We start from the raw sequence: 15,793 nt of genomic DNA on the forward strand, positions 1-15,793 counted from the left end.
AATTAGTATACAAACTTCTCGACGGATGGCAAGGGGATTTTTCGAAAAAAGTTCCCGCGGCTAGAACCACCGGGGCCTCGGCCGCGGCAGAGGTTTGAAGAGGCGCTTCACGAGGGTGTCCCAGTCGCGCTTGGGCTCATGCGGGCGCGCCGGCAGCGGCGCTTGGAGCGTGAGCGCCATCTTGGAGAGCAGCGCCTCGAGCGCATCCCCGTCCACCACCTGCTCGGGCGCGGCCTCGAAGACCGTGTAGCCCATCGCCTCGATCGCCCGAGCGCGGCCGCTCTGCGCGGCGAACTCCCCCATCGCGGCGGGGCCTGCCGCTCCCCCACCATCGTCGGGCGCGCGCACGAGGAGCGCCACCCTGCGCTCCGGCCAGACAAAATCGCCGCGGCAGCGTTCCTCGCGCTCGAGCGCCTGCGCCTCGGGGCTGAGCTCGATTGCCGCGTTCAGCTCAGGCCGCGGCCACGCGAGGCCCCCTACACGCACGGGCAGCGTGAGCAGCATGTCGAGCCGCGCCTGGAAGGGCGAGGCGGCCCCGGCGCGCGCATACGGCACCGCCCTGCGCGTCATCGCCACGCCGCACATACCCGGGAAATCCGCCACGGCCTGCTCGAGCTCCCCGATGGTCAGAAGCGGCGGGCGCTCGTACACCTCGGGCTCCTCGAGGGCGGGGCGCGGGTGCTGCGCCCGCGCGTTCTCCGCGAGCAGGAACTGCGCAGCGCGGGCGCGCCTCGTCGGCCACCAGACCCCGTACGTGCCCGCGAACTCGTACATGAGCTCGATGCTCTCGAGGAGGCTCAGGTTGTTCGCGTAGCGGAGCACCGTGAGCGCAGGGGCGGTCACGGCAAGGCCGCCCCCGATGTCGTGGAGATAGCGCGCCGGAATCTCCCGATACGAGCGCCGCGCGTACAGGATATGGCTCAATGTGTCCCGCTCCCCCGGACGGCAGATCGCCTGCACGGGCAGGTTGACGCCCTTCAGGTCACCGAGGAGCCTGGCGTGCACCGCGCGCACGGCCTCGTTCGCGTTGCGGCGGAGCGGAATCGTGCAGCAATCCCTCAACCGGCCGTCCTCCGGCAGGCGCGCGAGATCCTCCTCGGTCACCTGCCGCATGCGCACGTCCTCGGGCGTGCGCCACCAATCGAGCGCGGAACCATCGCAGATGATCATGGGACCTCCTTGCAATCGAGGCCGCCCGCGCATGCGGGAGCCGGCCTTCCCGTGCTCGGAGCATCTCACGCGCATCCAACCGCTTTCCCGCTCCTTCTTGCAGAAACCTTGGCGCGAACCTGACACCCGGCTGGCACATGCGCGATGCGCCAGGTGGGGCGGCACGTGTAAAAACGCGCCGTCTGAACCACTGGTATCTGCATGCCGAAACGCTCCACCGAGATTCCACAGGGGCGCCTGTCCTCCTTGCTGCCGGGACGCGATCGGCGCAAAAACGACGGGCGACCCGGGCGCAGATGCCCGAGCCGCCCGGATAGGCGCATATGGGAAGGCTGTCGCCGCCTACATCTCGATGTAGTCCTTGAGCTTGCTCGAGCGGCTCGGATGGCGGAGCTTCGCTAAGGTCTTGCTCTCGATCTGGCGGATGCGCTCGCGCGTCACGCCGAACACGCGGCCGACCTCCTCGAGCGTGCGTGGGTTGCCGTCGACGAGGCCGAAGCGGAGCTCGATGACCTTGCGCTCGCGGTCGGCGAGCGAGTCGAGCACCTGCGAGAGCTGCTCCTGGAGCATGGAGAAGCTCGCCGCATCGGGCGGGACGACCGCCTGGGAGTCCTCGATGAAGTCGCCGAGCTGGGAGTCCTCCTCCTCGCCGATGGGCGTCTCGAGTGAGACGGGTTCCTGCGAGATCTTCTGGATCTCGCGCACGCGGTCGGCGCTGATGCCCATCTCCTCACCGATCTCCTCGGGGGTTGGGTCGCGGCCGAGGTCCTGCAGCAGCTGGCGCTGGACGCGCACGAGCTTGTTGATGGTCTCGACCATGTGCACCGGAATGCGGATGGTGCGCGCCTGGTCGGCGATGGCGCGGGTGATGGCCTGGCGGATCCACCACGTGGCGTACGTGGAGAACTTGAAGCCCTTCTCGTAGTCGAACTTCTCCACCGCGCGGATGAGGCCGAGGTTGCCCTCCTGGATGAGGTCCAGGAACAGCATGCCGCGCCCCACGTAGCGCTTGGCGATGGAGACGACGAGGCGCAGGTTCGCGCTGATGAGCGCCTGCTTGGCGTCGAGACCCACCTGCTCCACGCGGGTGAGGCGGCGCATCTCGGCGCGCGTGAGCTCGAGCTCGCCGCGATCGGCGGCCTCGAGCTTCTCGGTCGCGTCGAGGCCGGCCTCGATCTTCATGGCCAGGTCGACCTCGTCCGCAGCGGTCAGCAGGTCGACCTTGCCGATCTCCTTGAGGTACATGCGCACCGGGTCGCCGGTGAGCATGACGGTCGAAGCATCGATGCCGCGCACGCGGGAACGCGAGCGCGACGTGCGGGCGCGCGGCTTCTTCTTGCGCGCGGAACCCATCTCGGACTCGGCGATCTTGGCGACCTTGATGTCGTGGTCCTCGATGCTCTCGTCATCCAGGTCGCCGTCGAGGTCGTCGACGCCCAGGTCGTCGTCGGAGCCGGCGTCCGCGCCGAGCGGCAGGTCGTCGTCGGACTCCCCTTGGGAGACCACCTCGATGCCGCGGTCACGGAGCGAACGGTAGATAGAGGTAAGCTGTGCATCGTCGATATCGACGTCCTTCAGGACGATCTGGATCTCGTCCTCGGAAACAGACCCGGATACAGAGCCCCTGTCTACGAGCGCGTTGATATACGCATCGAGCCCGGTATCCTTCTTCTCGGTCTTCTTCGGCACAAAAGCTCCCTTCCTCAGTCCACGGGACTCATTACTTTAACACAGCTCTCTATACCCAGTACGTGGGAATATGTAGCCAGGAAAATTATTCGCCCAGCTTTCGACAAATACCCGTGGCGGCAACGCGCGATCAGGCGCCGGCGAAGGGGTCGGCGATGCCGCTGACGGCCTTCTGCAGCTCGCGCTGGCGCGCGGCGAACTGGGTCGCCTGGATGGTGAGCTCGCGGCGCTGGGCGCGGTCGAGGGAGCGGTCCTGGCGCAGCCGCGCCTGCACCGCGCGGAGCCTGCGCTGCACGGTGTAGAGCTCGAGCGTGTTCATGAGGAACTCGATCGTCACATCGGTCGGATGCGTGCTCGTGGAGGAGACGAGGCCGCTGGACACGAGCTGCGGCGCCTCGGGGCACACGGCGAGGACGGCCTGCATGGCGTCGGCGGCCGACGTCCCCGCGGGCGTGGCGAGCACCGCCCACGCAATCGATTCGTGGCGCGGGTCGATCCAGTCGATCTCGGTGATGCGCTCGGCGAAGGGGCGGAATGCGTCCGGGGAGCTCGTGAGCAGCGTGAGCAGCTCGCGCTCGCAGGCGAGCGCCCGGCGCTCGAGGTCGGTGAGCACCACGGGAGCCGCGGGGGCCGCCATGGCACCCGGCGCGGCGGCCTGCGCGGGGGCGGCCGCGTCGTCGAAGCCGTGCGCATCGTCGGGGATGTAGTCGTAGGGCACCTCGTCCGCCTCGTCCGCGTATGTGGCGGCGGGCTCGCCCGCACCCCGCATGGCGCCCGCGCGCTGCCCGCGCGCCGCGTCGCGCGCCTGCTCGCGCCGGCGCGCCGTCGCCTCCTCCCCCTGCACGGTTCGGAAGACGCGCTGCGCAGCCGAGCGCACGGTCTCGGCGTCGAGCCCGAGCAGGTCGGCGATCTGCATGTAGTAGGAATCGACGAGGTAGCTCGCACGGAGCGGGTAGATGAGCCGGCAGGCCTCGTCGAGGGCGGCCGCGCGGCCACCGGGCGTGACGGTGTCGCTGCGCTCCTCGAGCTTGCGGAAGACGAAGTCCATGAGGGGCTCGGCCTCGGCGAGGAGCGCCCGCAGCGCGTCGCCGCCCCGCGCCGTGATGAACTCCATGGGGTCCATGCCGTCCGGGAGCACGACGCAGCGCAGGTCGACCGTGCTCTGCTCGATGAACTGGATCGCGCGCTCCGCCGCCTTCTGGCCGGCGGCGTCGCCGTCGAAGAGGTAGACGATCTGCTTGGCGAAGCGCGAGAGCGTCTTCACGTGGTATTCGGTGAGCGCGGTGCCGAGCGTGGCCACGACGTTGCCGATCCCCGCCTCGTGGCAGGCGATGGCATCGGTGTAGCCCTCGACCACGACGGCCTGCGCCTCGGCGACGATATGCTCCTTCGCCCAGTTGAATGCGTAGAGGTTCTTCTTCTTATGGAAGACGGCGGTCTCGGCGGTGTTGAGGTACTTCGGCTGGCCGTCGCCCATGATGCGCCCGCCGAACGCGACGCACGCGCCCCGCTCATCGAAGATGGGGAACATCACGCGCTCGTAGAAGCGGTCGGCCAGGTTGCCCCCGTTGCGGCGCACGGCGACGTTCGCGTCGATCATCTCCTGCGCGGTGAAGCCCTGCGCGCTGAGGTGCGCCACGAGCGCTCCCCTCCCCGGCGCGTACCCGAGCCGATACTTCCGGCAGACGTCCGAGCCCATGTGGCGCGACGAGAAGTACGAGCGCGGGCGCGCATCCCGGCCGCGCATGAGCTGCATATGGTAGAAGTTCGAGGTCTCCTCGCACACGTCGATGATGCGGGAGCGCTTCGTGCCGCGGCGCGCCTGGTGCGCCTCTTCCTCAAGCTCGATGCCCGCGCGGTCCGCGAGGTAGCGGACGGCCTCGGGAAACGACAGGTTCTCGCGGCGCATGACGTAGGTGAAGCAGTCGCCGCCCTCGCCGCAGCCGAAGCAGTGCCACACCTGCGTGGCGGGGATCACATGGAACGAGGGGGTCTTCTCGCCATGGAACGGGCAGCAACCCCACAGGTCCTGGCCGCGCGGCTTGAGCGGAACGGTCTCCTGCACGAGCGCGACGAGGTCGGTCGCGGCGCGGACGCGGTTCTTATCTTCCTCCGAGATCATCGAGCACCACCCCGTCCTCACCGAGCTCACGCTTCACGCTATCGATATCATCGAGCACCGTGCGGACAAGCTCATCACGCGTCGAGAACTTCACGAGCCCGCGCAGCCGGCGGACGAACGCGATCGAGATGGCGTCCCCGTAGATGTCGCCGGAAAAGCCGATGAGGTTCGCCTCCAAGGCGGCCGAGGCGGCGTTATGGGCGAACATGGGGGGAACGCCGACGTTCACCGCGGTCGGCCAGGCGACGCCGCCCACGAGCGCGATGCCCCCGTATACGCCCTCGGCGGGCACCTGCAGGGCAGGGTCGTAGGCGATGTTCGCGGTGGGAAAGCCCATGCCCGCCCCCTCGCCGCGCCCGTGCACCACCGTGCCGCGCAGCAGGTAGCGACGGCCGAGCTCGCACGAAGCGGCATCGAGCTCGCCCGCGGCAAGGTGCGCGCGGATGTTCGAGGCGGAAACGACCTCGTCGCCGCTGCGGAGCAGCTCGTGGCCGAAGAGCTCGATGCCCCGCTCGGCGCACCAGCCCCGCATGACCGCGACCGTCGAGGCGCCGCCGCGCCCCAGGCGAAAATCGCTCCCCACGTGGACGGCGCGCACATCGCAGCATGCAAGGAGCACGTCCGTGAAGAAAGCGGCGTGATCGAGGCGCGCGAGCGCGCGCGTGAAGGGGATGACGAGCACCGCGTCCACGCCCGATGCGGCGAGCAGCGCAAGGCGGTCGGCAGCCGCGGTGAGCTTCGGCGCGGGGCGGGGCGCAACGACCGTATCGGGGTCGGGGTCGAAGGTGACGGCGACCGCGCGCATGCCCCGCGCGCGGGCGTCTGCGACCGCGGCATCGATGAGCGCGCGATGCCCGCGGTGCACGCCGTCGAAAGCGCCGATCACGGCGACGGCGGCGCCGAGCGCGGAGAGCGCGCCGGGCGCCCACGGGACGACGGGCGCCGTTGTAGCACCGGGTTTCGGGATGATGAGGTCGCGGCGCAGCTCGCCGAGAGAGGGCATCATGGGCGCACTCCCTCGATGGGCTGGGGGAAGACGTCGCGCGGGCGGGCGCGCCCGAACTCGATGTCGGCGAGGGCGACGAGGCGCTGCGCGCAGGTGAGCGCCGCGCGTCCGCCCTCGAGGGCCTCCGCGCCGCGCACGGGGACCGCCTTGCCGCAGAGGATATCGCCCATGAGGGCCTCATCGACGGGAAGCGCGGGCAGGCCGAGCGCCGCCACGGGGTCGAGAGCCGCCTCTCGCACGGCCTCGACCGTGACGTCATCGAGCGCGACGCAGCGTGCGGCATCAACCGAGCCCGAGGCTGTCCGGCGGAGCCCCGCGAGATGGGCCGCGGAATCGAGCGCGCGCCCCAGGTCGCGGGCGAGCGCGCGGATGTAGGTCCCCTTGCTCACCGTGAAGCCGACCGTCCACACGGGCGCGCCCGCGTCATCGGCGATGCCGAAGAGGGTCGCTTCGCGCACCTCGATCGGGCGCGCCTCGAGCTCGAGCTCCTCGCCCGCGCGGGCGCGCGCATAGGAGCGCACCCCGTCGACGGAGATCGCGGAGTACGCAGGGGGAACCTGCAGGTGCGCCCCCACAAGGCCGGCGACGGCGCGCGCGGCGAAGGCCGTGTCGAAGAGCTCGGGACGCACCGGGGCGCGGCGCGTGACCTCGCCCTCCGCGTCGTCGGTCGCGGTCTCCGCGCCGAAGCGGATCTGCGCGAGATAGGACTTCTCATCGAGGGCGAGCATGCCGAGCAGGCGCGTCGCCTGGCCGATGCCGACCACCATGACGCCCGAGGCGAGCGGGTCGAGCGTGCCGGCATGGCCCACGCGCCGCTCCCCCACCGCGCGGCGCACGCGCGCCACGACGTCGTGCGAGGTGATCCCGAGCGGCTTGTCGACCGCGACGAGCGCGTTCAGCTGTGCGACCTTGCGTCGAGCCACGATGCCCCCTTTTGCAAGCGTATAGCGAGGTGTGTTAGCGCGCGGAAGGCTCGGAATCGCCGTCCACGAGCGCGGAGAGCAGCGGCAGGACGCTCGCGAGGGCCTCCTCGACCGTGCCCTCGAACGTGAAGCCGGCCGCCGCCGCATGGCCACCGCCGTCGAACGCGGCAGCGACGCCGGAGATGTCGATCGCGGACTTCGACCGCAGGTTGCCGCGGACGCGCCCGTCGTCAAGCTCCTTCAAAAAGACGCACACCTCGACGCCGCCCACGGAGCGCACGAGGTCGACGAGGCCGTCGCACTCGTCGGTCGAGACCCCGCAGCGCGCGAGGTCGTCGGCATAGGCATAGCTGTAGGCCACCCTGCCGTTCGCGACCGTGCGGATGCGCCCCATCACGATCGACTCGAGGTGCAGGTACTCGATCCGCTGGCTCTGGTACACCTCGAGCGAGATGCGCGCGGGCTCGGCACCTGCCGCGACGAGGCGCGACGCCACGACGAAGCTCTCCGGGTCCGTGTTCTGGTACTGGAAGCGCCCGGTATCCGTCACGAGCCCGCAGAACAGGCAGTTCGCGACCTCCGGTGTGAGCGGGATGTTGCAGAACGAGAGGAATTCCTCGACGAGGACCGAGGCTGCCGCGGCCTCGGGGCGGCGCACGACGATGGAAGCGAACTCAGCGCGCGCCGGATGGTGGTCGAAGCAGACGATCCGGGCGCTGCGACGGGCGACCTCGGCAGCATCCTCGAGCCGGTCGAGCACGGGGCAGTCAACCGAGATGAAGAGGTCGGGCGCCTCGTCGTAGCGCGCCGCGGGCACGAGCTCGTCCGCTCCCGGCAGGAAGCGGTAGATCCGCGGCACGGGCGCCTCGTCGGCGAGCAGGAACGCGATGCGCTTCTGCGGGAAGCGCGCGCGAAGCGCGAGGCCGAGCCCGAGCGTGGAGCCGAGGGCATCGCCATCCGGGGAGGTGTGCCCCGAGATGGCGATGGTGTCCGCGGCGTCGATGGCCTCGAAGATCGACCAGTACTCGTCCGCATAGGCGAGCTGCACGGCGCGCTCGTCGAGGATGACCTGAGCGGCGCCTACGGCATCGCTAGCCATCGAGCTCACCCGTATCCGACGACGCGTCGCCGGCGGGCTCGTCCTCGGCAGCGCCCTCGCCCTGCACGGGGTAGCCTTCCTCGTCCTTCGCCACCCCGATGGTGGGCGGGACGTTCTCGAGCGCCGCGGCGATGCGCATGGCCTCGTCCGTCGAGCGGTCGATGCGGAAATCGAGCTCGGGCACGATGCGCCAGTCGAGGGCGCGCGCCAGAAGGCTGCGGATATGGCCCTTCGCCTGGGCGAGCGCGCCGAGCACCTCCTCGTAGCGGTCGGCGTCGCACGACACGAAGATGCGCGCGTACGAGCGGTCCTGCGCCACCTCGACGCCGGTGATCGTCACGAGGTCGAGCCGGGGGTCGGCGATCTCGTAGAGCAAGATGTAGCCGAGCTTCTCACGCAGCTGCTCGGAAAGGCGGCGCGTAGCGGGTGTCTGCTTCACGGTTCTGCCCTCCTACCATCGCTATTCGGTGCGCGCGACCTCGACGACCTTGTACGCCTCGAGCTGGTCGCCCACATGGACGTCCTGGAAGCGCTCGATGCCCAAGCCGCACTCGTAGCCGGAGCGGACGGACTTGACGTCGTCCTTGAAGCGGCGCATCGAGGCGAACTTGCCGTCGAACACCACGACGCCGTCGCGCACGACGCGCACCTGGTCGTCGCGGGAGATCTCGCCCTCGATGACCATGCAGCCGGCCACGACGCCGACCTTGGGCACGCGGAAGAGCTCGCGGACCTCGGCGACGCCGGTCTGGACCTCCTCCTCCGTGGGCTTGAGCATGCCGATGCGGGCGGCGTCGATGTCCTCGATCGCCTTGTAGATGATCGAGTAGGTCTTGATCTGCACGTTCTCGCGCTCGGCGAGGTCGCGAGCCTTGGCCTGCGGGCGCACGCCGAAGCCGACGATGATCGCGTTCGAGGCCGCCGCGAGGATGACGTCGGTCTCGGAGATCGCGCCGACGGCGGAGTGGATGATGTTGATGCGCACCTCGGACTGGTCCATCTTGGCGAGCGAGTCCGCGAGCGCCTCGATGGAGCCCTGGACGTCGGCCTTGACGACGAGGTTGAGCTCCTTGAGCTCGTTCTCGTTCATCTCGGAGAAGAGCGTCTCGAGCGTGACGTGCTTGACCTTGTTCTGCTCCTCGATGCGAGCCTTGAGGGCGCGCTCGTCGGCGAGCTTCTTGGCGTCGCGATCGTCCTCGAAGACGCGGAACTCGTCACCGGCCGTGGGCACGGAGTCGAGGCCGAGGATCTCGAAGGCGTCCGAGGGCACGGCGGCGGTCTTGTGCTCGCCGTGCTGGTCGATCATGGCGCGCACGCGGCCGAAGCTCGTGCCCGCCACGAGGGCGTCGCCCACATGGAGCGTGCCGCGGTTCACGAGCACCGTGGCCACAGGGCCGCGGCCGCGGTCGAGCTTGGCCTCGATGATGTAGCCCGAGGCGAACGTGTCGGGGTTGGCCTTGAGCTCGAGCACGTCGGCCTGGAGCAGGATCGTCTCGAGCAGGTCGTCGATACCCTGGTGGGTCTTGGCAGACACGTTCACGAACATGTTCGAGCCGCCCCACTCCTCGGGGATGACGCCGTACTCCACGAGCTCCTGGCGCACGCGGTCGGGGTTCGCGTCGGGCTTGTCGCACTTGTTCACCGCCACGACGATGGGCACGCCGGCGGCCTTGGAGTGGTTGATGGCCTCGACCGTCTGCGGCATGACGCCGTCGTCGGCCGCGACGACGAGCACGACGACGTCGGTGATCTTCGCACCGCGGGCGCGCATGGCGGTGAACGCCTCGTGGCCGGGGGTGTCGACGAAGGTGATCTGGCGGCCGTTGATCTCAACCTGGGAGGCGCCGATGTGCTGCGTGATGCCGCCCGCCTCGTGCGCGGCGATGCCGGTGTGGCGGATGGCGTCGAGCAGGCTCGTCTTGCCGTGGTCGACGTGACCCATGACCGTGACCACGGGCGGACGCGGCTTGAGGTCCTCGGGGTCGTCGTAGAACGTGAAGGAGTTCTCCTCCTCGGGCGTGATGATCTTGATCTGGCGACCGAGGTCGTCGGCGACGAGCTCGACGAGGTCGTTCGACATGGACTGCGTCATGGTGAGCGGGCTGCCCAGCAGGAACAGGCGCTTGATGATGTCGTTGGCGGGGACGTCGAGCGCCTCGGCGAGCTCGGCCACCGTCACGCCCTCGGAGACGCGCACCGCGTCGAGCTCCTCGACGGAGATGCCCTGCGCCTTGGCCTGCTCGAGCTTCTGCTCGCGGGCGGCCTCGGCGGCCTCGCGCTCGCGCTTCTCCTTGCGCTTCTTGCGGCGGCCGGTGGACTCGCGCGACGCCTCCTCGACGGCGGCGCGGGCCTCCTCGAGCACGCGCTCGCGGCTGTACTCCTCGGCCTCACGCGCCATGCGGCTGTAGCGGTCGCCCTCGTCATGGCCCTTGCGGCCCTTGCGGCCCTTGCCAGCCTTCTCGGGCGCGGGGACGTCCATGCCGGCGGGGATGGACGGCGCATGCGAGGTGTGGCGCGTGCGCGTGCGCTCCTGCTCGGAGCCGCGGTTGCCGCGACGGTCGCCCTTGCGGCCGCGCGGCGCCTGGGACTCGGCCTGCTTGTTCGCGGCCTCAGCCTTCTTGCGCTCCTCGAGTACGGTCTCCTGCTGGGCGATCTGGTCGAGCAGCGACCGGAAGCGCGAGCCGGAATCCGACGCGGGGACGGCGCGGCGCTTCTGCTCGAGCTCCTCGGCCTTCTTGCGCTCGCGCTCCTGGCGGGCGGCCTCGGCCTCGGCGGCGCGGGCGGCCTCCTCCGCGGCGCGGGCGGACGCGGCGAGGCGGCGCTCCTCCTCGCGGCGCGCCTCGACGGCCAGGCGCCGCTCCTCTTCCTTGGCCGCCTCGGCGGCCTCCTCCGCGGCGGCGCGCTCCTCTTCAGCGCGGCGCTGGGCCTCGATCTCGGCCTCGCGCGCCTTGAGCACGGGAGCGAGCTCCTTGCGGACCAGCGAGACGTACTGCTGGCTCAGCGTGGAGGACGCCGACTTCGCCGGGATCATCAACCGATCCAGGTGCTCCAGGAGCTCCTTGGACGACATTCCGAATTCTTTGGCCAGGCTTGAGATGCGAACGTTCGCCATGTGCCAATCACCTACCTCTCGCGCGCGGTGCGCGCCGTGACATCCAACGGGTCTGCGATGCGGGGTGCCGGGGCACCCGACCCGCTAGATCCCCTCCTCCTCGGTGTCCGCGGCCTCCGGGTCATGGACGCCGCAGAACCGGGAGCCGGGGCGCGCCTGGTTGCGGCAGCGGATGCCGTCGGCGCTCACGAACGCGCAGCGGTTATCCTCGTCGTCCTCGCCGATGAGGTCGTCGTCGGCCTCGTCGCCCATGTGGAGGTTGCCGAGGATCTCGGCCGCGAGGCGCTCGTTCTTGATATCGATGTGCCAGCCGGTGAGGCGGGCGGCGAGGCGGGCGTTCTGGCCGTCCTTGCCGATGGCGAGCGAGAGCTGGTCATCGGGGACGATCACGCCCGCGTAGCCCTTCTCGGCGTCGATGAGCACGCGCGAGACCTTCGCCGGCGAGAGCGCGTTGGCCACGTAGCGGGCCGGGTCCGCATCCCACAGGATTACGTCGACGCGCTCCCCGCGCAGCTCGGACACGACGGTGCGCACGCGGCTGCCCTTCGGGCCCACGCAGGCGCCCACGGGGTCGAGGCGGTCGTCGAGCGAGCGGACGGCGACCTTCGAGCGGCGGCCGGGCTCGCGGGCGATGGACTTGATCTCGACCGTGCCCTCGTAGATCTCGGGCACCTCGAGCTCGAAGAGGCAGCGGATGAGCGCCGGGTGGGTGCGGGAGATGACGATCGGCGGGCGCGAGTGCTCGCCCTTGGTGGCGGGCTCGGTGGAGTTGGGGTCGCGGACGTCGATGATGACGGCGCGCAGGCGCTGGTTGTGCAGGTAGCGCTCGCCCGCGGGGCGCTCGTTGCGCTCCTCGGGGTAGCGGCGCTGGTCGAAGTGGGGCAGCTCGGCCTCGACGCCCTCGCGGATCTTCACGATGGTGAAGTCGGGCGTGGACTGCAGCACCGTGCCCGTGATGATGTCGCCGATGCGGTCGGAGAACTCCTCGTAGATCTGCTCGCGAGCGGACCTGCGCACGAGGGTGTTGATGGCCTCCTTCGCGTGCTTGGCGGCGATGCGGCTCGTGTCCTTGGGGGTCACGTCGCGCTTGGTGAACTCGGTGTACTCGTCGGTCTCCTCGTTGTAGGACTCCTCGACGGGCACGAGCTCGTAGACGTAGATCTTGCCGCTCGCGCGGTCGATGGTGACCTCGGCGCCGAAGGGGAGGTGCAGGATGGTGCGGTAGCTCTCGGCGAGCGAGCGCTCGAGCTCGTCGATGAGCGCGAGCTGGTTCAGGTGCTTCTCCTGGCAGAGCTCCATGAGAGCTTCCATCATCTCGGATGCCATGTTAGTTCTTCCCTTCCTTCTGCTTGAAGTCGAAGACCGGCTTCAGGGTGCATTTCTTGATGTCATCGAAAGCGAACTCGAGGCGCTCCCCGTCCTCGAGCTCGAGCGTGGCGGAGGTGTCGGACGCGGCGGCGATGACGCCCTTGAAGCGCCGGCGCCCCTCGGTCGCGGTGGTCGTGAGCTCGCAGGTCTCACCCTGGAAGCGCATGAAGTCGCTCGGGCGACGCAGCGGACGGTCGAGGCCCGGCGAGGACACCTCGAGCGTATAGGGGCTCGCGATGGGATCGAGCGCCTCGACGGCGTCGCTCACCCAGGCGGTCTGCGCGCACACCTCGTCGAGCGAGAGCGACGCACCCCCCTCCCCCTCGAGGCGCACGCGGACGCAGGGCGCCTTCGTGGCACCGGTGATCTCGACGTCGACGATGTCGACGCCATGGGTCGGGGCGAGCCGCTCGAGCTCGTCGATGATGAGCTGCTCGGTCTTGCTCTTGACCATGTGCACCTCCTTGCAAGAAAAAGGAGCACGGGCAAAACCCGCACTCCTCTCACAACACGTCAATTACCGTGTAAAACTATAGCACAAGCAGGTCAGACAGGTAACATCTGCGCCTGCGCGCGCCCCGGGGAGGCATCCGTCTCCTCAATAGCTCCACATGTAAAATTACCCCAGGGGTTATTTTACATGCGCGCCAAAACCTACTTCACCACGAGGTTCACGAGCTTGCCCGGCACGCAGATGGCCTTGACGATGGTCTTGCCCTCGATCCACTTCGCGGCGGCCTCCTCCGCGACGGCGCGCATCTCGTCCTGGGTCGCGTTGGTGGAGACCTCCACGCGCGCGCGGACCTTGCCGAGCACCTGCACCGCGATCTCCACGGTGTCGCTCGCGGCCTCCGCCAGGTCGAACTCCGGCCACGGCGCCGTGTAGACGCTCTCGGTGTGGCCGAGCGCCGCGTGCCAGAGCTCGTCCGCCCAGAACGGGCAGATGGGCGCGAGCACGCTCACGATGTCGGTCGCGACGAGCCACGAGAGCGCGGCATCGCGCGACGCCGGGTCGGTCTCGGTGGCGTTGAGGTAGGCGCTCGCGGCGTTCACGAGCTCCATGATGGCGGAGATGGCCGTGTTGAACTGCTGGCGGTCGAAGTCCTCGGTGCACTTGGCGAGCGTGCGGTGCCGCTCGCGGTAGAGCTGCTTGGCCGCCGCGTCGAGCGAGCCGGGGTTGAGGCGCGCGGAGGCGTCGCCCGCCTGGGCGAGCTGCCACACGATGCGCCAGGCGCGCTTGATGAAGCGGTTCGCGCCGGCCACGGCGTCCTCGTCCCAATCGAAGTCCTTCTCGGGCGGCGCGATGAACAGGATCGCGAGGCGCATGGTGTCCGCGCCGTACGGCTCGATGACCGAGGACGGCGGCACGACGTTGCCCTTGCTCTTGGACATCGTCTCGCCGTTCGCGTCCTTCACCATGCCCTGGCAGAGCAGGTTGGTGAAGGGCTCGTCCACATCGAGCATCCCCAGGTCGCGCAGGGCCTTCGTGAAGAAGCGCGAGTAGAGCAGGTGCAGGATGGCGTGCTCGATGCCGCCGATGTAGTTGTCGACGGGCATCCAGCGCGCGGCCGCCTCGCGGGAGAACGGCAGCTCGGTGTTGTGCGGGTCGCAGTAGCGCAGGTAGTACCAGCTCGAACACGTGAAGGTGTCCATGGTGTCGGTCTCGCGCCGCGCCGGGCGCCCGCACACCGGGCACGTGGTCTCATAGAACTCGCGGCACTCGGCGAGCGTCTCGCCGGCGCCCAGGTCGAGGTTCGCGGGCAGCATCACGGGCAGCTGGTCCTCGGGCACGGGGACGATGCCGCAGTGCTCGCAGTGGACGGCGGGGATGGGGTTGCCCCAGTAGCGTTGGCGGCTGATGAGCCAGTCGCGCAGGCGGTACTCCACCTTGCGGCGGCCGGTGCCCGCGGCCTCGAGGTCGGCCACGATCGCGGCCTCGCCCTCGGAGTGCTTGCCGCCGCGCATGCCGGTGTACTTGCCGCTCTGCACGAGCGTGCCCTCCGCCACATGCGCCTCGTCCCAGTCGACGGTCTCGGCGTGGTAGGTGTCGATGGACTCGCCCGCCTCCTCGAGGGCGGCGCGCTCGTCGTCCATGAGGATGATGGGCACGATGGGCAGGCCGTACTTGCGGGCGAACTCGAAGTCGCGCTGGTCGCCGCAGGGCACGGCCATGACGGCGCCCGTGCCGTAATCGGAGACGACGTAGTCGGCCACCCAGACGGGCACCTTCTGGCCGGAGACCGGGTTCACCACGTAGCGGCCGGTGAAGGCGCCGTGCTTCTCGAGGGCGCCCTGGGCGCGCTCCACGGCCGAGACCTTCTCGGCGCGCGCGATGACGGCGCGCACATCGGCCTCGTACTCCGTCCCCTCGACGAGGTCGAGAAGGCCCTTGTACTCGGGGGCGAGCAGGAAGAACGTGCAGCCGAAGAGCGTGTCGGCGCGCGTGGTGAAGACGGTGATCTTGCCCTCGTCGCCGGGGATGGGCTGGCCGTCGGCGTCGCAGAGCCTGAAGTCGACCTCCGCGCCCTCCGAGCGGCCGATCCAGTTGGCCTGCATCTGCTTCACGCGCTCGGGCCAGCCGGGGAGCTTCTCGAGGTCGTCCAGGAGCTCCTGGGCGTAGTCGGTGATCTTGAAGTACCACTGCTCGAGGTCGCGCTTCTCGGGCACCGAGCCGCAGCGCCAGCAATGCCCCTCCGTGACCTGCTCGTTGGCGAGCACGGTGTTGCAGCTGGGGCACCAGTTCACCGGGCTCTTCTTGCGGTAGACGAGGCCGCGCTCCCAGAGCTTCTCGAAGATCCACTGGCCCCACTTGTAGTAGTCGGGGTCGCAGGTCTTCACGAGGCGGTCCATGTCGTAGGAGAAGCCCATGCGCTTCATCGTGGCGAGCGCCTGGTCCATGTTCTTATACGTCCACTCGCCCGCCTGGGTGTTGTGCTTGATGGCGGCGTTCTCGGCCGGCAGGCCGAACGCGTCGAAGCCGATGGGGTGCAGCACGTCGAAGCCGCGCATGCGCGCCTGGCGCGCCATGGCGTCGCCGATGGTGTAGTTGCGCGCGTGGCCCATGTGCAGGTCGCCCGAGGGGTATGGAAACATCTCGAGGACGTACTTCTTGGGCTTGGCGGGGTCTTCATCCACGGCGAAGAGGTTCTCGTCCTCCCACGCCTTCTGCCACTTGGCCTCGATGGCCTGGGCATCATAGGCGGGGATCTCGCCGGGTTTCTGCGAATCGCTGCAATGATCGCACATGCGGGCGCTCCTTGGGTCAAAAACGGTAACGTTCGAGATTCTAGCAGGTTTTCTCGGG

The 15,793-nt window shown here is 69.3% G+C and carries 11 protein-coding genes; all 11 read right to left on the minus strand.

Annotation, left to right across the window (positions count from 1 at the left end):
• Positions 1–60: 60 nt before the first annotated feature.
• A complete protein-coding gene (locus B5G02_RS03120; RefSeq protein ID WP_094335141.1) occupies positions 61–1,170 on the minus strand; it encodes a hypothetical protein in 1,110 nt (369 codons plus the stop codon).
• A 342-nt stretch (positions 1,171–1,512) separates the two neighbouring features.
• A complete protein-coding gene (gene rpoD, locus B5G02_RS03125) occupies positions 1,513–2,859 on the minus strand; it encodes an RNA polymerase sigma factor RpoD (protein ID WP_094335142.1) in 1,347 nt (448 codons plus the stop codon).
• Positions 2,860–2,989: 130 nt separating this feature from the next.
• A complete protein-coding gene (gene dnaG, locus B5G02_RS03130; RefSeq protein ID WP_094335143.1) occupies positions 2,990–4,981 on the minus strand; it encodes a DNA primase in 1,992 nt (663 codons plus the stop codon).
• Complete coding sequence (gene ribF / locus B5G02_RS03135) at positions 4,962–5,987, minus strand: riboflavin biosynthesis protein RibF (RefSeq protein WP_094335144.1); 1,026 nt, start codon at positions 5,985–5,987, stop codon at positions 4,962–4,964. The genes dnaG and ribF overlap by 20 nt, the downstream gene beginning before the upstream one ends.
• Positions 5,984–6,910: a tRNA pseudouridine(55) synthase TruB gene (gene truB, locus B5G02_RS03140; protein WP_094335145.1), complete on the minus strand. Its 927-nt coding sequence runs from the start codon at positions 6,908–6,910 to the stop codon at positions 5,984–5,986. The genes ribF and truB overlap by 4 nt, the downstream gene beginning before the upstream one ends.
• A gap of 34 nt (positions 6,911–6,944) precedes the next feature.
• The gene (locus B5G02_RS03145; RefSeq protein WP_094335146.1) at positions 6,945–8,024 is read right to left on the minus strand and encodes a DHH family phosphoesterase; all 1,080 of its coding nucleotides are present in this window, start codon (positions 8,022–8,024) and stop codon (positions 6,945–6,947) included.
• Positions 8,002–8,448: a 30S ribosome-binding factor RbfA gene (gene rbfA, locus B5G02_RS03150; protein ID WP_094335147.1), complete on the minus strand. Its 447-nt coding sequence runs from the start codon at positions 8,446–8,448 to the stop codon at positions 8,002–8,004. The genes B5G02_RS03145 and rbfA overlap by 23 nt, the downstream gene beginning before the upstream one ends.
• Positions 8,449–8,469: 21 nt before the next feature.
• Positions 8,470–11,121 (minus strand): translation initiation factor IF-2, encoded by a 2,652-nt coding sequence (gene infB, locus B5G02_RS03155; protein ID WP_094335148.1) that lies wholly within the window; start codon positions 11,119–11,121, stop codon positions 8,470–8,472.
• A gap of 84 nt (positions 11,122–11,205) precedes the next feature.
• Positions 11,206–12,447 (minus strand): transcription termination factor NusA, encoded by a 1,242-nt coding sequence (gene nusA / locus B5G02_RS03160; protein ID WP_094335149.1) that lies wholly within the window; start codon positions 12,445–12,447, stop codon positions 11,206–11,208.
• 1 nt (position 12,448) lies between these two features.
• Complete coding sequence (gene rimP / locus B5G02_RS03165; RefSeq protein WP_094335150.1) at positions 12,449–12,943, minus strand: ribosome maturation factor RimP; 495 nt, start codon at positions 12,941–12,943, stop codon at positions 12,449–12,451.
• Positions 12,944–13,143: 200 nt separating this feature from the next.
• Complete coding sequence (leuS, locus tag B5G02_RS03170; protein WP_094335151.1) at positions 13,144–15,735, minus strand: leucine--tRNA ligase; 2,592 nt, start codon at positions 15,733–15,735, stop codon at positions 13,144–13,146.
• Positions 15,736–15,793: the final 58 nt, after the last annotated feature.

The organism is [Collinsella] massiliensis (assembly GCF_002161605.1).
Lineage (GTDB): Bacteria > Actinomycetota > Coriobacteriia > Coriobacteriales > Coriobacteriaceae > Enorma.

Excerpts from the sequence above, each read along its gene's own strand:
- B5G02_RS03120 (WP_094335141.1), bottom strand. The coding sequence starts at position 1,170 with ATGATCATCTGCGATGGTTCCGCGCTCGATTGGTGGCGCACGCCCGAG.
- nusA (WP_094335149.1), bottom strand. The coding sequence starts at position 12,447 with ATGGCATCCGAGATGATGGAAGCTCTCATGGAGCTCTGCCAGGAGAAG.
- leuS (WP_094335151.1), bottom strand. The coding sequence starts at position 15,735 with ATGTGCGATCATTGCAGCGATTCGCAGAAACCCGGCGAGATCCCCGCC.
- ribF (WP_094335144.1), bottom strand. The coding sequence starts at position 5,987 with ATGATGCCCTCTCTCGGCGAGCTGCGCCGCGACCTCATCATCCCGAAA.
- rimP (WP_094335150.1), bottom strand. The coding sequence starts at position 12,943 with ATGGTCAAGAGCAAGACCGAGCAGCTCATCATCGACGAGCTCGAGCGG.
- infB (WP_094335148.1), bottom strand. The coding sequence starts at position 11,121 with ATGGCGAACGTTCGCATCTCAAGCCTGGCCAAAGAATTCGGAATGTCG.
- dnaG (WP_094335143.1), bottom strand. The coding sequence starts at position 4,981 with ATGATCTCGGAGGAAGATAAGAACCGCGTCCGCGCCGCGACCGACCTC.